This window comes from uncultured Acinetobacter sp. (genome assembly GCF_947624825.1).
In the GTDB taxonomy this organism is placed as follows: domain Bacteria; phylum Pseudomonadota; class Gammaproteobacteria; order Pseudomonadales; family Moraxellaceae; genus Acinetobacter.
In genome coordinates, this window is record NZ_CANQLZ010000005.1 from 1 (window position 1) to 20,454 (window position 20,454).

The 20,454-nt window shown below is 40.7% G+C and carries 18 protein-coding genes; 9 read left to right on the forward strand and 9 right to left on the reverse strand.

Annotated features, from left to right (window positions below; genetic code table 11):
* Positions 1–153: 153 nt before the first annotated feature.
* The 4 genes from Q0017_RS02170 to Q0017_RS02185 form a co-directional block, all read right to left on the reverse strand.
* Positions 154–573, reverse strand: coding sequence for a roadblock/LC7 domain-containing protein (locus tag Q0017_RS02170; RefSeq protein WP_298142160.1), 420 nt, complete (start codon positions 571–573; stop codon positions 154–156).
* A 14-nt stretch (positions 574–587) separates the two neighbouring features.
* The gene (locus Q0017_RS02175; RefSeq protein WP_298142162.1) at positions 588–1,124 is read right to left on the reverse strand and encodes an ATP/GTP-binding protein; all 537 of its coding nucleotides are present in this window, start codon (positions 1,122–1,124) and stop codon (positions 588–590) included.
* Positions 1,125–1,136: 12 nt separating this feature from the next.
* Positions 1,137–2,366 carry a hypothetical protein gene (locus Q0017_RS02180; RefSeq protein WP_298142164.1) on the reverse strand — a complete coding sequence of 410 codons (1,230 nt, stop codon included), beginning with the start codon at positions 2,364–2,366 and terminating at the stop codon, positions 1,137–1,139.
* Between the two features lie 63 nt (positions 2,367–2,429).
* Positions 2,430–2,789, reverse strand: a complete 360-nt coding sequence (locus Q0017_RS02185; RefSeq protein ID WP_298142166.1) for a roadblock/LC7 domain-containing protein — start codon at positions 2,787–2,789, stop codon at positions 2,430–2,432.
* A 660-nt stretch (positions 2,790–3,449) separates the two neighbouring features.
* On the opposite strand from Q0017_RS02185, the gene Q0017_RS02190 reads away from it, so the two are divergent.
* Positions 3,450–5,852 carry a YgiQ family radical SAM protein gene (locus Q0017_RS02190; RefSeq protein WP_298142167.1) on the forward strand — a complete coding sequence of 801 codons (2,403 nt, stop codon included), beginning with the start codon at positions 3,450–3,452 and terminating at the stop codon, positions 5,850–5,852.
* A 199-nt stretch (positions 5,853–6,051) separates the two neighbouring features.
* Entirely contained in the window at positions 6,052–6,573 is a 522-nt protein-coding gene (locus Q0017_RS02195; protein ID WP_298142168.1) for a DUF2726 domain-containing protein, read from the forward strand.
* 1 nt (position 6,574) lies between these two features.
* Here Q0017_RS02195 and Q0017_RS02200 read toward each other — a convergent pair whose 3' ends face one another.
* The 3 genes from Q0017_RS02200 to mdtD form a co-directional block, all read right to left on the reverse strand.
* Positions 6,575–6,928 carry a RidA family protein gene (locus Q0017_RS02200; protein WP_298142170.1) on the reverse strand — a complete coding sequence of 118 codons (354 nt, stop codon included), beginning with the start codon at positions 6,926–6,928 and terminating at the stop codon, positions 6,575–6,577.
* Positions 6,929–7,245: 317 nt separating this feature from the next.
* Positions 7,246–8,007 carry a GH25 family lysozyme gene (locus Q0017_RS02205; protein ID WP_298142172.1) on the reverse strand — a complete coding sequence of 254 codons (762 nt, stop codon included), beginning with the start codon at positions 8,005–8,007 and terminating at the stop codon, positions 7,246–7,248.
* A gap of 45 nt (positions 8,008–8,052) precedes the next feature.
* Positions 8,053–9,435: a multidrug transporter subunit MdtD gene (gene mdtD / locus Q0017_RS02210; RefSeq protein WP_298142174.1), complete on the reverse strand. Its 1,383-nt coding sequence runs from the start codon at positions 9,433–9,435 to the stop codon at positions 8,053–8,055.
* A gap of 230 nt (positions 9,436–9,665) precedes the next feature.
* On the opposite strand from mdtD, the gene Q0017_RS02215 reads away from it, so the two are divergent.
* Positions 9,666–10,640 carry a hypothetical protein gene (locus tag Q0017_RS02215; protein WP_298142176.1) on the forward strand — a complete coding sequence of 325 codons (975 nt, stop codon included), beginning with the start codon at positions 9,666–9,668 and terminating at the stop codon, positions 10,638–10,640.
* A gap of 48 nt (positions 10,641–10,688) precedes the next feature.
* On the opposite strand, the gene Q0017_RS02220 is transcribed toward Q0017_RS02215, so the two are convergent.
* On the reverse strand, positions 10,689–11,309 hold the full coding sequence (locus Q0017_RS02220; protein ID WP_298142178.1) for a TIGR00730 family Rossman fold protein: 621 nt from the start codon (positions 11,307–11,309) through the stop codon (positions 10,689–10,691).
* A 274-nt stretch (positions 11,310–11,583) separates the two neighbouring features.
* On the opposite strand from Q0017_RS02220, the gene Q0017_RS02225 reads away from it, so the two are divergent.
* From Q0017_RS02225 to Q0017_RS02250, 6 genes are all read left to right on the forward strand, one after another.
* Positions 11,584–13,161 carry a transporter associated domain-containing protein gene (locus Q0017_RS02225; RefSeq protein ID WP_298142180.1) on the forward strand — a complete coding sequence of 526 codons (1,578 nt, stop codon included), beginning with the start codon at positions 11,584–11,586 and terminating at the stop codon, positions 13,159–13,161.
* 46 nt (positions 13,162–13,207) lie between these two features.
* On the forward strand, positions 13,208–13,672 hold the full coding sequence (locus Q0017_RS02230) for a YchJ family protein (RefSeq protein ID WP_298142181.1): 465 nt from the start codon (positions 13,208–13,210) through the stop codon (positions 13,670–13,672).
* Between the two features lie 51 nt (positions 13,673–13,723).
* Positions 13,724–14,368 carry a trimeric intracellular cation channel family protein gene (locus Q0017_RS02235; RefSeq protein ID WP_298142183.1) on the forward strand — a complete coding sequence of 215 codons (645 nt, stop codon included), beginning with the start codon at positions 13,724–13,726 and terminating at the stop codon, positions 14,366–14,368.
* Between the two features lie 122 nt (positions 14,369–14,490).
* Entirely contained in the window at positions 14,491–15,810 is a 1,320-nt protein-coding gene (locus Q0017_RS02240; protein WP_298142185.1) for an MFS transporter, read from the forward strand.
* 124 nt (positions 15,811–15,934) lie between these two features.
* A complete protein-coding gene (parC, locus tag Q0017_RS02245) occupies positions 15,935–18,154 on the forward strand; it encodes a DNA topoisomerase IV subunit A (RefSeq protein WP_298142187.1) in 2,220 nt (739 codons plus the stop codon).
* Positions 18,155–18,290: 136 nt separating this feature from the next.
* A complete protein-coding gene (locus Q0017_RS02250; RefSeq protein ID WP_298142189.1) occupies positions 18,291–19,967 on the forward strand; it encodes an AMP-binding protein in 1,677 nt (558 codons plus the stop codon).
* A 29-nt stretch (positions 19,968–19,996) separates the two neighbouring features.
* On the opposite strand, the gene Q0017_RS02255 is transcribed toward Q0017_RS02250, so the two are convergent.
* Positions 19,997–20,398 (reverse strand): hypothetical protein, encoded by a 402-nt coding sequence (locus tag Q0017_RS02255; RefSeq protein WP_298142191.1) that lies wholly within the window; start codon positions 20,396–20,398, stop codon positions 19,997–19,999.
* Between the last annotated feature and the right edge of the window lie 56 nt (positions 20,399–20,454).

Genomic DNA, 20,454 nt, shown 5'->3' on the forward strand with positions numbered 1-20,454 from the left:
CGCTGATGGTAGTGTGGGGTTACCCATGTGAGAGTAAGTCATCGCCAGCTCATTATTCTAAAAAGGCCCCCTGATCAATGATCAGGGGGCCTTTTTTTATGCCTGAAATTTGAAAAATTTAAAAATAGCCCAAATATTTTGGGCTATTTTTATCTATTTGATTGGATAATTCTGATCGGCTTGTGCAATTTGTTCACTGGCTTTCTTAATTGCTAGTAATAAATGACCTAAAAGTACGTCTTTTGAAGTAAGTGCAACAATCAGCATTGGATGATTTGGGCTTGGTACTGCAGTTAAAAGCGCTTTGCCATTTTCTGCATCTAAAGTAATGTTTTGGCAGCCATTTAAATTGATCTCACCTAAGAATGCCTGCACCATTGCTAAAATCGAGCTACTTACGGCAGCTAATTTTCCTGAATTAGGCACATTTTTCTTGTGTATAGAAGCTAACTCAAAGCCGTCAGTAGAGCACAGCATAATGAAATCTACGCCACTCACTTCACGTAAAATTTCTTCAATACTTTGCTGTGCAAGATTGATCAAAGCATCAGGTGCTGAACGTTTTAATAACATAACTATTTAATCTTTTAATGAGAGAAACTAATTTCTGCATTGGCAAGTAATGCATCCACCATTAATAAAACATCGTCTTTTACTCGGGCATCAACAAAAAACACAGGATAACTCACTTTTTGCTGATCTTGCCACTGACGATAAATCGCAGTACTTTGTGTATTTTTCTCATCCACATGAGTAATTCCAATAATAATGTTATCACTCATATCTTTGAAGCTGCCCAAGTAATCATTTAAGGCAGTAATAGGGTCGGCAATACTATGATCAATTAATAAAATTGTACCTAGCGCACCTTTGCAAATCACACCCCACATAAAGTTAAAGCGTTCTTGTCCGGGAGTGCCGTATAGACCAACTTTGGTTTCATCATCTAGCGCAATCTCACCGTAATCAATTCCTACAGTGGTTAAGGCTTTTTGATGTGCAGCAGTATCGGTATTAATGGCTTCGGTACTTAACACTTTAATTTGTGAAATGGTTTGAATGGCGGCTGTTTTTCCAGCGCCCATTGTGCCTGCAAAGACAATTTTATATTGTTGTAAAATCATAAAGCTCTTTTCCTAGAGACCTAATTTTTTACGCAATTTACCAAAAAAATTACGTATGGCAGAAGGTGGTTCTACCACGGCATGTTTTTGCTCAGCTTTAAAACGCGAGTCTGCTTGTTGTTCATCAATTACCTCAAGCATATTACTCACTAAACTTGTAAAAACAAAACGATGAATAAACTCTAAGGCAATGCCTGTTTGCTTGTGTATATACTCAAGATCAGCACCATATTGTAAATAACCAGCAATTTTAAAAATATCTTTACGATCTTTTAAAGGCTGAGGCCAATACTTAAGACGATAGTAACCGCTATAACTTGGTACTCTTTCTTCAACGTTGTGCCAAACAAAATTCCATAGCCCATAGTGCAAGTCGTAGGGTTGATTCTTATGGCAAAAGCGTACTACATGATTTAAATCAGCGTGTTGTAACTCTAAGCTAGTTTGTTTAATACTACCGATTGAGCTACTTAACCAAAATTGATGGTTAGGCTTATCAAGCAGAGCAATTTTATCGCTTGCAGCGGTGATAATACATTGGCGATATTCATCGCTTTGCCACAATTGTTGCTGTAGCTGTTCAAAATATTTATAGTGAATTTTTTGCTCAAACAGCGCTTCAGATAAAGGGCTTTTCGGTTTTATAAAAACAGTTTCAGTGGGGATATTACTTGGTAGTAGAGGTTGTTGACTGCTTTTAAGCGGTCTTTGCGAGGTTGCTTGTGTAATTCTTGATGTATGTTGTGCCACACGTTGCACAAGTTGCTCAGCTTTAACTTGAGGACAAGAGGATTCTAAGACAACCGCTGGCTCAGTTTGTGGTTGGCTTGGTATTTCAGATTGAAGGGTAGTGGTATTGGGCAAAGTGGCTTGTAGTTCTGCTAAAGTGGGGAGAGCAGGTTCACAGATGTTATGATCTTCTTCTAAGATATGTTCTGCAAACCATTGTTGCAGTGCTTTTGTTTGAGCAGGTAAATATAAAGTATCGTCAACCACTTGATCATGTAAATGTGGATCATGCGCAATTTTTAAGGTCTTTAAATGCGGGCTTCTGCGGATCGCAACAATATTAGGCAACTCATAAAACAAATGACTAATTAAAAGCACATCTAAATGGGCATCACTAATATTGCTCCAATTGATGCTGTATGTTTCAGGCAAAACACCTTCAATCATGAGTTTTAACTCATCGATGGTCGTAAGCTTTAAGCCAAATACAGAAATATTGAGTTGCTTTTTCACGATAAGCCTATGTTAGAGAAGAAGAAGGTGAGACAAGTCAATTCTTATCTCACTGTGAACACATTAAGCGAAATCTAGTTCACGTTCAAAGCCTTTAAGCTCATGACGCGCCATAGCTAAGTTCGCTTTTGCACGGTCTAATACCACGTATAAAAATAAGCTGTCATTTGACTCAAGTGGACGAATCAAGTGATATTGTTTGCCTAATGTAATTAAAATATCTTCGATGGTGTCATCAAGGTTTAAAGCTTTTGCAACTTTACGTTTTGCACGTATCACTTCTGTATTACCTGCTGCTGCTAACTCTAAATCAATGCCTGAGGTACCTTGTGTTGCAAGTGCTAAACCACTTTCGCTATCGACTAATGCTGCAGCTACGAAACCATCGATCTCGCTTAAGCTTGCCAATGAAACTTTAGCCATGATTTTCCCCTTAAAAATGTCGTTATTGATATATAAACCTATGCATCACAACCGATATTGGATTTATGATGGTTGTCTGACTTAATCTAGCATTTTATTCATATTTAGCAATCTAAAAGTATGAAATACCTGTTGGATGATTGATGATAAACATTATATAAGTAAGTAATATTAAACAATATTTTTATAAATTAATTCTCGTAATTGAGAAATTTTGTGATGTGGTTATCATAGATTACTTGGATATATGCAAAAAATAATTTTTGTATGTATTTAGCAAATTTGGTCTAATTGTTGACCTTAATCACCTAAAAGCTATGTTATTGCTGTGACTACAGGTATTATAACGCAAGCGATTAAAAACTATACATCTTTTTAAATAGCAAAACATGAAGAATTTTTTATGTTGCCTATGCGCTATGCCAGTGTAACCGCGCAGGTATAGTCGAGCTTTTTATTAAGCACTCCTGCTGTTGTTTATCATTTCCGTAATTGTGTTCTGCAACCAAAATTACTCAACCATACTTTAGGAATTAGTCCTTGGGTATTGTATAAATTATAGTCAGACAAATTGAGCAAAATTCATGGTAAAATGCTCGGCTTTCATCTTTGATCTTATTTTTAGATCTCCTATCATCTGCCAGCCGAGAATTGCTAGCCATGTCTACAGCTTATACCGCTCAGACCGCGCCGACCGCGTTGTTTGATTACGACAAATATTGGGCGTCATGTTTTGAACCCGCACCATTTTTGCCGATGTCGCGCGAGGAAATGGACCAACTCGGTTGGGATTCATGTGATTTTATTTTAGTGTGTGGTGATGCATATATCGATCATCCTTCATTTTGTTCGGGCATTATCGGGCGTACTTTAGAGGCGCAAGGTTTCCGTGTTGGGATTATCGCGCAACCGGATTGGACCAACGTAGATGCGTTTCGTGTATTAGGCAAGCCAAATATTGCTTGGGGCGTGACCGCAGGTAATATGGATTCGATGATCAACCGTTATACGGCTGACCGCAAAATCCGCTCTGATGATGCTTATTCGCCAGATAATCAACCCAATAAACGTCCTGACCGTGCGGCAACTGTTTACTGTCAGCGCGTGCGCGAAGCTTATCCTGATGTGCCAGTGCTATTAGGTGGTATTGAGGCTTCACTGCGTCGTATTGCGCATTATGACTATTGGTCAGATAAAGTACGCCGTTCGGTACTGATGGACTCTAAAGCCGATTTACTGATGTACGGTAACGGTGAGCGTTCGATTACTGAAATTATGCATCGCTTGGCGCGTGGTGAAAAAATTCACCAAATTACCGATGTTCGTGGTACTGCGTTTATTGTCAATAAACATAACCGTGCCTCTAAAGCCAAGTTTGTGGAAATTGCATCTAACGATGTCGATACCATCGGTCGTGTTGATCCAATTATCAACCCGTATGTAATGACCGAAGATATTGAAGGCTGTGAAATTGAGCAAGGCAAAGACAGTAGCCAATATCAAGGCTTTGAAAAAGAACATGTTGCAAATCCAATTGTGCGCGAAGGCGATCAATTAGACGAAAATACTCAGATTGTTCAGTTACAGCCTGCAAAAAGCAAAGCAATTAAACATAAATTGCCACCACGCGAACTTGCTGTGATTCGTTTGCCTGCCTTTGAAGAGGTGGCAGAAGATCCTGTACTGTATGCTCATGCTAACCGTATTTTGCATTTAGAGACCAATCCGGGGAATGCGCGTGCCATGGTGCAAAAGCATGGCGAACGTGACGTATGGCTGAATGCTCCACCAATTCCGTTAACCACGGAAGAGATGGATTATGTGTTTGACTTGCCTTATGCACGTTTGCCGCATCCTGCGTATGCAAATTCACGTTTCCCTGCTTTTGATATGATTAAGTTCTCTGTGAACATCATGCGCGGCTGTTTTGGTGGTTGTACTTTCTGTTCAATTACCGAGCATGAAGGTCGTATTATCCAAAACCGTTCGGAAGAATCGATTTTACGTGAAGTTGAAAAAATCCGTGATACAGCACCGGGCTTTACCGGCATTATCTCGGACTTAGGTGGTCCAACAGCCAACATGTACCGTTTGGCATGTAAAGATCCCGAGATTGAGAAAAACTGTCGTAAGCCTTCGTGTGTATTCCCGGGTGTTTGTCAAAACTTGCATACCGATCATGCACCATTAACACAGTTATACCGTAAAGCACGTTCTTTACCGGGTATTAAAAAAATCTTGATTGGTTCAGGTTTACGTTATGACTTGGCGGTATTAAATCCTGAATACGTTAAAGAGCTAGTGACCCATCACGTAGGTGGTTATCTTAAGATTGCACCGGAACATACCGAAAAAGGCCCACTCAATAAAATGATGAAGCCGGGTATTGGGACTTATGATCGTTTTAAACAAATGTTTGAGCGTTTTAGTAAGGAAGCCGGTAAAGAACAGTACTTAATTCCGTATTTTATCGCGGCGCATCCGGGTACCACCGACTACGACATGATGAACCTTGCAATTTGGTTAAAGAAGAATGGTTTCCGTGCTGACCAAGTACAAACCTTCTATCCGTCACCAATGGCAACAGCAACCACCATGTATTACACCGGTAAAAACCCACTTGCCAAAGTGGCACGTTATACCGAACAAGTTGACATTGTTAAAGGTGACAAGCGTCGTCGTTTACATAAAGCGTTCTTGCGTTATCATGATCCAAATAACTGGCCAATGTTGCGTGATGCTTTACGTGAAATGGGTCGCCAAGATTTAATTGGTAACTCAAAGCAGCATTTGATTCCGACCTATCAACCTGCCGGTGGTGCAGAGGGCCAGTATCAATCAGCACGTAAGAAGAACTCAACTGTCGCAGGCGATTCGGCAAAACGTACAGGTGAACAAGGTAATCGTACTAAGGCGGCGCAAGCACGTCCTTCAAATACCAAGAAGCGTCCTGAACGTGGTCAAATTTTAACGCAGCATACCGGTTTACCACCGCGTGAAACAGGTGATAGCAAAAAGCCATTTAGTGGCAAGCCTAAATCAAAACCGAAATCACGTAGTTAATGCTTGACTCAAAAAAGGACGCTTAGGCGTCCTTTTTTTGTGCTGCATTTTATCGGAATATCACTTGTTGCTACCAAAAACATCTTGTGAGCTATGAATAAACTGCCTAGATTAAATCTAAGCAAAGGATATGTTTAAAGCTTAAATTTGCATTTAGGCTGATCAATAAAAATAAAATATAACAATTAGGATAGTCACCATGTGGATTTATATGCTCATTAGCATTCTGCTTTTAGGATGTATGACTTTATTGCTCAGGCAGATATTTTGGTATCGCCGACCGGCAGATAGTGCGTTAAAGCAAAGAGCTATTTTTAGCCCTCAACAGCAGTTGATTTACCAACGCTTAAAAACTTTGTTGCCTGAAAAAAATATTTTGGCACAGGTGTCTTTTGATGCGTTATTAACCACCAAATACCCAAGAACGCGCTCTAAATATCGCAATATGGTGGCAGATTTTGTTTTGCTTGATACAGATCATCATATTATCGCCGTGGTGGCACTCACCGAAAGTCATGCCATAAAGCGTTTAAAGCAGGATTATTATGAAGATGATCTACTTAAAATGGCGGGTTACAAGGTACTACGTTATACCCAAGTGCCACAGCTGAGTGAGTTAAAGCGTGATTTTTTAAATGCCCACATTGTCTTTAATGATCATTTAGACATGCGCCATCGGGACAAAGCTTATCCATTAACTCATGCCCCAATGTCATATTAAATTAAGGTTTCACGGCAACTACTGTCATTTCAACCAAAACATCAGGTCGATACATTTTTGCTTCGACGCAAGTCCGTGGCAGTGCTTGAATATCACTGACCCATGCATCCCACACTTGGTTAAATGCATCATAATCTTGCTCAATGTCTTTTAAATAAATGGTAACCGATAAAATATTTGATTTATCTGTCCCTGCATCTGCTAAAAATTGGTCAATCATCGCTAAGGTTTGCGTGGTTTGCCCAGTAATATCAAGGCTCGTATCATTTGCTAGTTGCCCGGCTAAATGCACCAATTGACCTGAAATTGCAATTTCTGAGAAACGTTGTGAAACGTGTAAGCGCTGTACTGTCATTATTTTATTCCTAGACTTAAAACTGATTTATTTTTATTGAGTGTAGTCAGGCTTGGTACAATTGCAAGAGCAATCACAGATACAGAAGAAGAATGAACAGAGAAGCCCTGTAATATTTGGATGGATCATCGCGCCAATCACAGGACAGTGTGCCAAAAATAAAGGTGATTTTTAGCATCTCAGCACATACATGGATAATGTATTGCGCGCATAGATTAACCTAAATTGGCTAAAATGGAATCCCTATTTTTACAAATATTTGCTTTAGAGCTTGCTTAAAGTATTGGAGTTTAAGAAAAAGTGCAGATATACAGCATTTAATCAATTGCAGCATGCTTGATGACTTGCTGCTGAATTAAGAAATTTTGCCAATCTTGCTGACTGCCATTAAAACGATTGACATCTACAGGGCCGTTAATCCCTTCAATTTTGCCTTGATTGCTATATTGCCAAAATAACCAAGTCAGCGGCTCAGGCAGCTTGGGCTGTCCTTGATAGTCACGAATCCAAAGCGGGGTATTTTGAAAATGACCGACTAGCACAATATGATAAAAGGCTGGTGTGGTATAAAAAATTGGTTGTTTTTCATAATGATGAAGTAAAGCATCATGCATGATTTGAATTTCATTTAATAATTGTTCTTTGCTGTAATGATTAATACATTTGCTGTCGTATTCTAAATCCATCACCGGTGGTAGGGCATCGGCTTTTTTAGGTACGGTATGGATAAAATGTTGAGCTTGCGTTTTGCCATCACGACACAAACGATAAAAATGATAGGCACCTACGTGTAAGCCTTGCTCACGTGCTTTGAGCCAATTGTCTTGAAATCGAGTATCACTAAAATCACCGCCTTCGGTGGCTTTAAGATACACAAATTGATATTTTTGCGGTGAAATTTTTTGCCATTGGATCTGTTTTTGATGGTGCGACACATCAAAACCTTGCACCATAGGCGGATTATGCGCACTGTTGGCTTGCTGATAAATAAGCTTGCAAACTATGCCAAGCAAAATCATGCTCAGCACAATGCCAAGCGTAAGCAATTTTGCTCGAGTGCTGAAGCATAAAGAGGGCATAAAGTGACGCCTGAAGGTAAATAGTTTGAGCTTAGTGTACTCGGGCTAGGTGTTTTTAGGAATCTGCCAAAAAATTGCGGCAGCAATTAAATTAATTGCGCCTAAACAGATTAAACTTAAATGAAAGGCCTGTTCTAAATGTGCAGCACCTAAATAGCCGCTAAACACATTTACTAAAGTCCCTGCCAATGCCACCCCAATACTCATTGCCAACATCATAATCATGGATAAGAAACTGTTGCCGCTACTTGCATTGTGTTGTGATAAATCTTTTAAGGTAAAAGTATTCATGGCAACAAACTGCAATGAGTTGAATAAGCCAAAAATAAACAAATGCAGCGCACGTAACCACAGTGGCATGTCAGCATGGGTAAATGCAAAGCTGGCAATGCATAAACCGAGTAATAACGTGTTGCTGAATAAAAAGCGACGGTAACCTAAGACCTGAATTAATTTACGAATGATTGGCTTAGACGCTAAAGAGCCCAAAACCGCAGGAATCATCAGTAAGCCTGTGGTGAGGGCATCAAAACCAAAGACCACTTGCAGCATCAGCGGTAAAATAAATGGAATGGCATTGCCACCTAAGCGTGCAAAACTATTGCCTAAAATTCCAATGGTAAAGCCTTTGTTGGTAAATAATTGGCTACGGAACAAAGCATTTTGATGGCTATGGGCATGATATGCATAACCAGTCATGGCGGCTAAACTCAATCCAATCAGCAGGATAGACAGCCACAGCGATTGTGCAGGATGGGCAAAATTTTCAATGCCTAAGGATAAACCCACCATCGCGATAAACAGCAATACAAACCCCATAAAGTCAAAACTTTTGACCGTGGCTTCTTTGACGTTGGGCATGATCTTAAACGTCATCCATGCACCTAGCAGACCCATGGGTAAATTGATTAAAAAAATCCATTGCCACGAGGCATATTCAACCATCCATCCACCTAAGGCAGGTCCTATTAAAGGCCCTAGTAAACCAGCCAAACTCATTAAGCTCATGGCAGATAAAAATTGGTTACGTGGAATAATCTTGAGCATAGCCAACCGCCCAACCGGCATGAGTAAAGCACCTCCTACACCTTGTAGCACACGATAAAGCACCAACTCAGTATAGCTACTGGCAAAACCACAACCTAAAGAGGCCAAAGTGAAAATGACGATGGCTGCAAAATAAGTATTACGCACCCCAAAACGATCTGCCAACCAACCACTCAGTGGAATAAAGGCTGCAACCGACAGCACATAGGCCACCACTACACCGTGCATGCTTAAGGGATCTTGTCCTAAATGCGCGGCAATATTGGGTAGAGCGGTATTAATAATGGTGGTGTCCAAGCCCTGCATAAAAAAGCCAATGGATACTAAGAGCACCAAAAGGCGAAATTCAGGTTGTAAGGCTTGGTGGGCAGGTGCAGTCATTGCTAATCACGCGAATTTTTATTCTATTTTAATGGAACTGATCACAAAAAACCCAAGGATTGCTGTGCTTATATTTTGGCTGATTTAAATTTTTGAGATAAAAAATACTTTGAAATTCATTCAACTGATCAATTTGCAGAAAAAACCCGATAAAAAATCACCAATGTTCATGAAATTGTCATAAAAACGCCATAACATTGCAACAAATTTATGATCTAGCATTTTTTGTTATGACAATTGAAATCTTAATGGTCATTGGCTTCTGTTTAGCGGCCTACTCCATTGTTGGGAATGACGTACCACAAACTTTAGGTACTTTCCTTGCATCAAACTCCCATCGCCCATGGTGGATTCTGTGGATTTTTATCAGCAGTATCTTGATTGTGGTTCTTATGTACGGTTGGTACGCATCGGGTGTTGGTGATGCGTCTTATGGTCGACTTGAAACCATTCCATTCCCTGAGGGTGGTATTACTTGGTTGTATATTGTACCGCCAATCTTACTGTTGTTTTTAACCAAGTATGGTATTCCTGTGAGTACTACATTCTTGGTGCTCACAATTTTCTCGCCATCGAGCTTAGGTTCGATGATGGTAAAATCGATGATGGGTTATGCGGTTGCCTTCATTGCAGCGCTAATCATTTATCGTTTTGTTGCCAACAAAATGACGGTGTACTTTAACCAGACTAAAGATCAAGAACATTCAACCAAATGGATTGTGTTGCAATGGTTATCGACGGCGTTCTTATGGAGCCAATGGTTAATTCAAGATTTAGCCAACATCTTTGTCTATGTACCGCGTCAAGTACCATTTGAATTCTTGATGTTTGCGATTGTGGTGTTTGTGGTCTTACTTGGTGTGATTTTGTACCAACGTGGTGGCGCAATCCAAAAGATCGTGGATACCAAGACCGACGTAAATGATGTACGTGCAGCAACTATTGTTGACTTTATCTATGCGATTATCTTATTGATTTTCAAAGAGTGGAGTAATATTCCAATGAGTACCACATGGGTATTCTTAGGTTTACTTGCAGGTCGTGAGTTTGCAATTTCAATGTTAATTCAAACAGTAGGCAAGCATCGTACTTCACGTAATGTGAGTAAAGATGCGATGAAGTTAATGTTTGGTTTGGCTTTGTCGGTGATTTTAGCCACCACCTTACCGTGGTTCTATGAAACGGTAACTGCTTTAGCTTCTTAAGCGAAGTGGATTCAAAAAAAGCGAGCTTGATGCTCGCTTTTTTTATATTTAAACCCTGACATTTTTGGGTGTATCTAAGTTTTGTAAGACATTATAAATTTGCTGTGCCTGCTCACATACAATCAGTTTGGCACGATGCTGTGGTGGTAAAAATCCTTCTAAGACAGCGTGGTCTAGTTGTGCAATTAAAGCATTATAAAAACCTTTGACGTTATAGAGCACCATAGGTTTTTGGTGCTGATTGAGTTGTCCCCATGTTGCAACTTCTAAGATTTCTTCAAATGTACCAAGCCCACCGGGTAGTGCGACAAAGGCACTGGCACGCTCTGCCATTAATGCTTTGCGTTCATGCATGGTCTGTACCACATGCAGTTCGGTTAAATGGGTATGCGCGATTTCATAATCCAACATAAATTCAGGAATCACACCCACAGCTTCACCGCCGTGTGCAATCATGGTGTCGGCCACTTGACCCATTAACCCAATGCTTGCTCCGCCATACACCAAACCAAAATGATGCTCTGCTAAACCTTGTGCTAGATCAATTGCGGTTTGTAAATAAATGGGATCATTGCCCACACGTGAACCGCAATATAGGGCAATTAAAGGTTGCGTGGTTTGGGCTTTAGGAAGATTAAATTGTTGTGGCATTTTTAGTTCGCTATTCATGTTTTTTTTCACCTTAACATTATTTTTTTATTTTCTTAGTAAGTTTATGCAACTAATGTGACAGTTTATGCAGATCTAAACATTTAGACATAAACTTAACTTAATATCACCATATGATAAAAAGCGTGAATTTGTTAAGTACATTGCCTATACTCAAACTATATTTCATAACATTTATTCAGCATATGCGTGATGGTCATCTTCGGAATATCACTGAAAATAGCCTATTTTATAAATCATATAACAACAAAATACTGCGACAGGAGCAGCAATCATGATATTTGAATGGATGTCAGATCCTGCGGCATGGGTGGGTTTAGCCACTTTAATTGTGTTGGAAATTGTCTTAGGTATTGATAATTTAGTCTTTATTGCCATTTTGGCGGAAAAATTGCCACCTGAACAACGCAACCGTGCTCGGATTGTGGGATTACTGTTGGCTTTGGTGATGCGCTTAATTTTGTTGGCATCTATTGCTTGGGTAGTGACTTTAACTGAGCCTTTATTTTCGATTTTTGCGCATGAATTTTCAGGTCGCGATTTGATTTTGCTATTTGGCGGCATGTTTTTGTTGTTTAAAGGCACGATGGAATTACGTGAGCGTTTAGAAAGTAAACCTGCTTTAAAAGCGGAAAATCCTGTGCATGCCACTTTTTGGATGGTCATTATACAAATTGTGGTGCTCGATGCAGTGTTCTCACTCGATAGTGTGATTACCGCAGTGGGGATGGTTAAAGATTTATCGGTGATGATGACTGCAGTGATTATTGCAGTGGGGATCATGCTTTGGGCATCAAAACCCCTTATGGATTTTGTTAATAAAAATCCATCGGTAGTGATTTTATGTTTATGTTTTTTAATGATGATTGGTTTTTCGTTGTTGGTTGAAGGTTTTGGTTTTCATATTCCAAAAGGCTATTTATATGCCGCAATTGGTTTTTCAGTGTTGATTGAATTTTTTAACCAAATGATGCGTCTTAATCAAGAAAAACAAGTCACTACACACGATTTACGCTATCGCACCGCTTCAGCAGTCATGCGTATGTTGGGTGGTAAAACCCTTGAGCAGCCACAAAGCACTGATGTGCTCGCCACGCGTGACTTTGCCAATCAAGTTTTTGATGAGGACAACAGTATCTATCATAGTGTTATGGTACAAGGCGTTTTAAGTCTATCCGAGCGTCCAGTGAAATCGGTGATGACACCACGCCCCAAATTAGAATGGATTGATTTATCTAGCGATGCCGAGCATCTTCAACAGCAATTGCTGAGTATTAGCCATTCACGCGTGATTGTGGCGCATGGCGAATTGGATCAGATGGCTGGTGTAATGCTGACCCATAATTTGTTAAATGAATATGTGGCAACAGGTGTGTTACATGTAGAGCAACATTTGCGTGAGCCTGTGATTGTGCATGAAAATGCGCAATTGCTCATGGTGATGGAACAGTTGCGTCAAGCACCGTTACAAATGGCGATTGTGCTAAATGAATACGGCTCAATTGAGGGTATTGTCACCCCCATAGATATTTTGGAGGCAATTGCCGGTGAATTTCCGGATAAAGATCAAAGCAGCATTCGCGCAGAAACCTTACCAGATGGCAGTTTGATTTTGGAAGGTTCGAGCGATATTCGTCATGTGTCTTTATTACTTGGGCGTGATTTAGTGGATGAAGCAGAGCAATATTCCACTTTGTCGGGCTATATCCTGTTTCATTTAGGGCATTTACCCCATATTGCTGAAGCGTTGCATGATGAGCAACATATTTTTGAAGTCATTAGCATGGATGGTCATAAAATTGAAAAAGTCCATATTGTGGCTAAACTGCAAGATACAGATATAACCCATTAAATCAGGTTAAAATAACGCGTATCAATGCGCTATTTTTTGAGAAATAATGTCTAATTTATGCCCATGTGGCAGCCCTGATTATAGTTTATGTTGTGAACCGCTGCATTTAGGTCAAGCGCATGCACAAACTGCCGAGCAATTAATGCGTTCACGTTATAGCGCTTTTGCTAAACAAAAAATTGACTATATTGTAAAAACCACCGCAGTCTTGCAGCAGCCATATTTAGATGTACCTGCTATTTTGGAGTGGAGCCAAAGCAATCAATGGCTAAAACTTGAGGTTGTGCAAGCTCAAGAAAAATTGACCAAAAAGCATGCCCAAGTTGAATTTAAAGCGCATTACCATGATGCTACACAGGCGCATATTCACCATGAAGTATCGCATTTTGTACAGCACGAAGGTCAGTGGTATTTTTTAGATCCGACCACAGATCATCAACCAACCATGAAGCAGGCTTGTATTTGTGGTTCGGGGAAAAAATTTAAGCAGTGCTGCGCAGCATTTTTATAAGTTTTGGCATAGAATAGCGCGCAAGAAAGCGCCTACACGGATAATCAGGCCATGTTACTGACCATTATTTATATTATTGCAATTACCGCTGAAGCAATGACGGGTGCGTTATCTGCCGGTCGGCGCAGTATGGATTGGTTTGGTGTGGTGATTATTGCCTGTGTGACTGCATTAGGCGGTGGTTCGGTGCGTGATGTTTTGTTAGGACACTATCCTTTAACATGGGTCAAACATCCAGAATATTTGGTGCTGACCTGTGCTGCGGCATTTTTTACTATCATGATTGCCAAATGGATGCGTCATTTACGCTCCATCTTTTTATTGCTTGATGCATTAGGCTTAATTGGCTTTACCATTATTGGGTGTCAAATTGCGCTAGAAATGGGGCATGGCTTTGTGGTGTGTGCTGTGGCCGGAGTACTAACCGGTGTTTCGGGTGGTATTTTACGTGATATTTTATGTAATGATGTGCCTTTAGTCTTCCGCCGTGAATTGTATGCCAGTATTTCTTTTGTAGCAGTAATTTGCTATTGGGCTTGCCTTGAGATTGGCTTGTCGCTTGAGCTGACCGTGATTGCCACTTTAGTATTTGGTTTTTCATTGCGCTGTATTGCGATTTACTTTGGGTTAGAGATGCCTAAATTTATCTATAAAGAAGATGATGAGCAATCTGCTTCTTCAAAAGACGCTTCATAATAAACAACGCGCCCGCTTAAAATAGCAGATATTTTAAGCAATTTAGCGTATAACAAAGAGCAAAATCATACATCCTGTTGTGAAAGCAGTACGCTTCCTTTCACCTTATCAGAGATCTTGCTATGGATTTAGTTTCGCGAATTCAACGCTTACCCATCGGTAAGTTTCACTATACCTTGTTATGGGTAATCGGACTGGGATGGATGTTCGATGCCATGGACACAGGCTTAATCTCATTTATTTTGGCCAAAATGGCAGAAGATTGGTCAATGACCCCCACCGAAAAAGGTTGGGTGGTGTCGATTGGTTTTGTGGGCATGGCGATTGGTGCGGTGTGTTCAGGCGCCTTAGCCGATCGTATTGGGCGTAAAACTGTTTTTGCCACAACACTCGTCATTTATAGTTTAGCCACAGCAGCATGTGCCTTTGCGCCCAACTTAACTTGGTTGTTGGTGTTTAGGTTTATTGTAGGTTTAGGTTTAGGTGGGCAACTGCCTGTTGCTGTGACTTTGGTCAGTGAATACATTCCGGCCCATGTGCGTGGGCGTTTTATTGTCTTGCTTGAGAGCTTTTGGGGTTTAGGCTGGTTGTGTGCAGCATTGGTTTCTTATTTTGTGATTCCAAAATTTGGCTGGCATATGGCATTTTTAATTGGTGGTATTCCTGCTTTATATGCGATTGTAATTTGGAAGATGGTACCTGAGTCGATTCCGTATTTAATCCATCGCGGGCGGATTCAAGAAGCACACGAGTTGGTGCAAAGCATTGAGCGAAAGTGCGGTGTAGCCGTTATTGAAACTATTGAAGTTAAACAGATTGCCGAGCAAAAAACTGGTTCATTTTCACAATTATGGTCGGGCATCTTTGCACGACGTACCTTAATGCTGTGGTTGATTTGGTTTGGAATTGTCTATTCTTATTATGGGATTTTTACATGGCTGCCAAGTTTGTTGGTACAACAAGGCTATAGCATTGTGCAGTCGTTTGAATACGTCCTATTTATGATTTTGGCACAATTGCCGGGCTATATTGTGGCAGCATGGCTGGTAGAGTTATGGGGGCGTAAAGCCACGTTGGCCATCTTTATTGGGATGTGCGCAGTTTCTGCTTATTTCTTTGGCCAAGCCGATAGCGTTGCACTGATTATGTTATGGGGCTGTTTACTGTCATTCTTTAACCTAGGGGCTTGGGGTGTACTGTATACCTATACCCCAGAACAATATCCAACCCATATTCGTGCTTTTGGCTCAGGTTGGGCGGCAGCCGTTGGGCGGATTGGTGGCATTGCTGCACCATTGGCGGTCACGCATTTAATGGTTAAAGACGATGGTTTTAGTTATGTCTTTATGATGTTTACTGCTGTTTTAGTGGCTGTGGCAGTGGTCATTTTAGTGTTAGGTGAAGAAACCAAAGGTCGTACTTTGGAATCCATTTCCAAGTAACTGTGCTTGATTGAATTAATAAGCGTCATGCGTTGTCGCATAGGGATTTGTAATTAGGTTTCTATTGCGACATCGCATTATAATTTCCCAAGACAAAAATATTATTTTAGGATTATAGGTTGGTATGACAAGCCTTGTGCATCATGCGACAGAAAATCGCTCAGTAGCAGAATTTACCGAACAAGCATATTTAAACTATGCCATGTACGTGATTATGGATCGTGCATTACCGCATATCAGTGACGGTTTAAAGCCGGTGCAACGTCGTATTGTGTATGCCATGAGTGAACTCGGTTTAAAGCCAAGTGGTAAACCGAAAAAATCTGCGCGTACTGTAGGTGATGTGTTAGGTAAATACCATCCGCATGGTGACTCCGCTTGTTATGAAGCCATGGTGTTAATGGCACAGCCTTTTAGTTATCGCTACCCGTTTATTGAAGGGCAGGGCAACTGGGGTTCACCGGATGATCCAAAATCTTTTGCTGCCATGCGTTATACCGAAGCCAAGCTTTCATCTTACAGCGATTTATTGTTGTCAGAATTGGGTCAAGGCACCTGTGATTGGCAGGATAACTTTGACGGCTCAATGAAAGAACCGGTCAATTTACCTGCTCGTGTACCCAATATTTTAATGAACGGTACCACAGGAATTGCCGTGGGGATGGCCACCGACATTCCACCGCATAACTTACGTGAAGTCATTAAAGGCACGATTGCGCTAATTCGTAATCCAAATTTAAGCGACGAAAAAGTGGCTGAATTTATTCCTGCACCTGATTTACCCACCAAAGCGGAAATTATTACCTCACCGCAAGATTTACTTAAAATTCAAACCACAGGTCGTGGTAGTTATCGGGTACGTGCGGTTTATACAGTCGATAAAAACGAAATCATCATCACTGATTTGCCATACCAAGTGTCAGGTTCAAAAGTTATCACCCAAATTGCCGACCAAATGCAGGCTAAGAAATTGCCATTGGTCAGTGATATTCGTGATGAATCGGATCATCAAAATCCAACCCGCATTGTGATTGTGTTGCGCTCAAATCGTATTGATGCAGAAGCGGTGATGAGCCATTTGTTTGCCACCACCGATTTAGAATCAAGTTATCGCGTTAACTTAAATATGATTGGTGCAGATGGTCGTCCGCAAGTGAAATCCATCCGTCGTATTTTGCTGGAATGGATTGAGATTCGTAAACAAACCGTAACCCGTCGTTTAAGTTACCATTTAAATAAAATTGAAAAACGCCTGCATATTTTGGGCGGTTTATTGGTGGCGTATTTAAATGTGGACGAAGTGATTCGAATTATTCGTGAAGAGGACCATCCTAAAGCCATTTTAATGCAACAATTTGGCATTGATGAGATTCAAGCCGATGCGATTTTAGATTTAAAACTACGTCAGTTGGCCAAACTTGAAGAGCAAAATATCCGCACCGAACAAGCCGATTTAGAAGGCAAAGCTGCGGTTATCCGTGAGCAATTGGATAATCCTGATTCATTGAAGAATCTGATTATTAGCGAATTAAAAGAAGACGCGAAAAAATTTGGCGATGCCCGTCGTTCACCGATTGTCCAGCGTCAAGAAGCGACAGCAATTAATGAACAAGACATGCTGCCTGCTGATCCTGTTACCGTGGTCATTTCACAAGCCGGTTGGGTACGTTGTGCCAAAGGTCATGATGTAGATGTGGCTAATTTAAATTTCCGCGCCGGTGATCAATACTTAAGTCATGCGCAAGGTAAGTCTAATCAACGTGCTTATATTTTAGATGAAGCAGGGCGTAGTTATGCGCTTGCGATTAATCAATTGCCATCGGCGCGTGGCTTTGGTGAACCATTAAGCTCTAAACTAAGCCCTGCCAATGGTATTGGCTTTAAGCAGGTATTTATTGGCGAAGATGACGCTGAAATTTTAGTGTTAAGCAGTAAGGCATTTGGCTTTAAAACCCAAGCCAAACAACTTGATACCAGTGCCAAAGCCGGAAAAGCCTTTTTGACTTTGCCAGAAAATAGCCACATATTAGATATTCAAGCCATTGAGCAGTTTAGCCATGTTGCTGTGCTGACGTCTGGTGGTAGAGTGTCGGTGATTGATCTTACAGAATTACCAATCCTCAACAAAGGTAAGGGCAATAAATTGGTACAACTAGAAGATCAAGAACAGCTGCTTGCCGTAGCGTTATTGAATTTAGATGAGACAATTCATGTGGTTGCGGGTCAACAGCAGTTAAAACTCAAAGCTGATGATCTACTCAAGTATGTGGGTAAGCGGGCCTCTAAAGGGCAACTGCTACCGCGTGGTTATCAAAAAGCAACGAAACTCTTCGTTCAAAGATAATACGGGTCTTATTCTCAATACGCTTATATACTTGAATCGTGAAGATGGAAGCAATGCTGCACATTACACGTATAACAATGAGTGCAGCATTGAAAATAAGAGTGAAGACACAAAATTAGTGGGAGACATTGGGATTATGGAAAAGATCTGGTTTGCTGAGTATCGAAAAACAGGGATTCCTGAAACTGTTACATTACCACCAGAAAACACCTCGTTAGTAGATGTTTTTGAAAGTAATTTCCAAAAATTCGGCGCACGTGATGCTTTTATCTTTATGGATAAAACCATGAGCTTTACTGAATTAGAAGAAGCAAGTCGCAAATTTGCCGCGTATTTGCAATCTTTGAATTTAGCCAAAGGCACGCGTGTTGCGGTCATGATGCCCAATGTCCTTCAATATCCTGTGGTGGCTGTAGGCGTGTTACGCGCAGGTCTTGTTTTAGTGAATGTGAATCCACTGTATACCGCACGTGAGCTTGAACATCAGCTCAATGACTCAGGTGCAGAAGTCTTGGTGATCGTGGAAAACTTTGCCCACGTTTATCAAAAAATTATGGGTAAAACTACTGTTAAGCATGTGGTTGTCGCTTCAGTGGGCGATATGTTGGGCGTGCTTAAAGGGACTTTGGTCAATTTTGTGTTGCGTTCGGTGCGCAAACAAATTCCGGCTTGGGACATTCCAAACCACGTTAAATTTAATACCTTAATGGCTAAAGCACAGGCAAGCCAGTACAAGCGTCCAAGTTTAACCTTAAGTGATACAGCAGTGTTGCAATACACCGGTGGTACCACCGGTGTGTCTAAAGGTGCTGAGCTGACTCATCGCAATTTAGTGGCTAACTTATTGCAATGTGACGGGATTTTCCAAAGTAAATTTGGCAATCAAGATGGTGCGCCAGATGACCGTTTCTTGTGTGCCTTACCGCTGTATCATATTTTTGCTTTTATGGTGTGTGCCTTATATGGCATGTATAAAGGTCAAGCCAACGTCTTGATTCCCAATCCGCGTGATTTACCTGCGGTGATTAAAGAGTTACGTAAGTATCAACCGACCTTTTTCCCTGCGGTAAATACCTTATTTAATGCTTTGGTTAATAATGATGAGTTTAAACAGCTTGATCATAGTCGTTTAAAAATGACCATGGGCGGTGGTATGGCGGTATTGCCATCAACAGCAGAAGCATGGAAAAAAATTACCGGCACCAACATTACCGAAGGTTATGGTTTATCAGAAACTTCACCGGTTGCCACGGCTAATCCGCCAGCTTCAAACGAGTTTAGCGGCACCATTGGTATTCCTTTACCACTGACCGAAGTTGCAATTTTAGATGACGATGGCAATGAAGTGGCATTAGGTGAACAAGGCGAAATCTGTATTCGTGGTCCACAAGTCATGAAAGGCTATTGGAACCGTCCCGATGAAACCGAAAAATCCATGGTCAATGGTTTTTTCCGTAGCGGTGATATTGGTGTGATGGACAGCCGTGGCTATACCAAAATTGTCGATCGTAAAAAAGACATGATTTTGGTATCAGGTTTTAATGTTTATCCTTCAGAGATTGAAGAGATTATTGCCAAACATCCAAAGGTACTTGAAGTAGCTGCGATTGGCGTACCGGATGAAAAATCGGGCGAAGTACCAAAACTATTTGTAGTCAAAAAAGATCTATCTTTAACCACAGAAGAAGTCTTGGCATTTGCCAAAGAAAACTTAACTGGTTATAAGCGTCCGCGTTATGTGGAGTTTATGGATGAATTACCAAAATCTAATGTAGGTAAAATCCTGCGTAAAGATTTACGTAAATCAGCTTAAAAATTAAAGCGCCATAAAGGCGCTTTTTTTTATTTGCGTGGGGTGGTATTACTTTTCATCAGCCAACGGTCAATATAAGGACGACCAATCCCAATAATCCATAAAAACACTAAGGTAGTTCCACATTGACGACCAAAAGCATCTAAATTAAAACTGCCTTGATAGCTATATAAGTTATCTATGAGGCAATACACTATCACCACAGTGGCCCAATGCCAAACCACTTTACGCTGAATACCCACCATCCAAAAGGCTATTGTCATCATCACAATCGTACCTAAGGTTGAGAGCATATTAAAATTGGCACAAATTACAGCCAATAAAAATGCCACAATTGGCAAAACGACTTTTAGCACGCGATCAACTTGTTGTTGATGCAGTTTTTGTTGCTCAAGGATGTTAAGCATCTTGAGTTGTTCTTGATCGTTCATAAACCTAGCCTAAGTGCAATTGTAGCAAAGGCTCTATTTAACAAATTGCCATGCTA

Coding starts and splice junctions, on each gene's coding strand:
- Q0017_RS02175 (WP_298142162.1), bottom strand. CDS start 1,124: ATGATTTTACAACAATATAAAATTGTCTTTGCAGGCACAATGGGCGCT.
- Q0017_RS02190 (WP_298142167.1), top strand. CDS start 3,450: ATGTCTACAGCTTATACCGCTCAGACCGCGCCGACCGCGTTGTTTGAT.
- Q0017_RS02200 (WP_298142170.1), bottom strand. CDS start 6,928: ATGACAGTACAGCGCTTACACGTTTCACAACGTTTCTCAGAAATTGCA.
- parC (WP_298142187.1), top strand. CDS start 15,935: ATGACAAGCCTTGTGCATCATGCGACAGAAAATCGCTCAGTAGCAGAA.
- Q0017_RS02255 (WP_298142191.1), bottom strand. CDS start 20,398: ATGAACGATCAAGAACAACTCAAGATGCTTAACATCCTTGAGCAACAA.
- Q0017_RS02170 (WP_298142160.1), bottom strand. CDS start 573: ATGTTATTAAAACGTTCAGCACCTGATGCTTTGATCAATCTTGCACAG.
- mdtD (WP_298142174.1), bottom strand. CDS start 9,435: ATGACTGCACCTGCCCACCAAGCCTTACAACCTGAATTTCGCCTTTTG.
- Q0017_RS02185 (WP_298142166.1), bottom strand. CDS start 2,789: ATGGCTAAAGTTTCATTGGCAAGCTTAAGCGAGATCGATGGTTTCGTA.
- Q0017_RS02205 (WP_298142172.1), bottom strand. CDS start 8,007: ATGCCCTCTTTATGCTTCAGCACTCGAGCAAAATTGCTTACGCTTGGC.
- Q0017_RS02250 (WP_298142189.1), top strand. CDS start 18,291: ATGGAAAAGATCTGGTTTGCTGAGTATCGAAAAACAGGGATTCCTGAA.
- Q0017_RS02195 (WP_298142168.1), top strand. CDS start 6,052: ATGTGGATTTATATGCTCATTAGCATTCTGCTTTTAGGATGTATGACT.
- Q0017_RS02240 (WP_298142185.1), top strand. CDS start 14,491: ATGGATTTAGTTTCGCGAATTCAACGCTTACCCATCGGTAAGTTTCAC.
- Q0017_RS02215 (WP_298142176.1), top strand. CDS start 9,666: ATGACAATTGAAATCTTAATGGTCATTGGCTTCTGTTTAGCGGCCTAC.
- Q0017_RS02235 (WP_298142183.1), top strand. CDS start 13,724: ATGTTACTGACCATTATTTATATTATTGCAATTACCGCTGAAGCAATG.
- Q0017_RS02230 (WP_298142181.1), top strand. CDS start 13,208: ATGTCTAATTTATGCCCATGTGGCAGCCCTGATTATAGTTTATGTTGT.
- Q0017_RS02225 (WP_298142180.1), top strand. CDS start 11,584: ATGATATTTGAATGGATGTCAGATCCTGCGGCATGGGTGGGTTTAGCC.
- Q0017_RS02220 (WP_298142178.1), bottom strand. CDS start 11,309: ATGAATAGCGAACTAAAAATGCCACAACAATTTAATCTTCCTAAAGCC.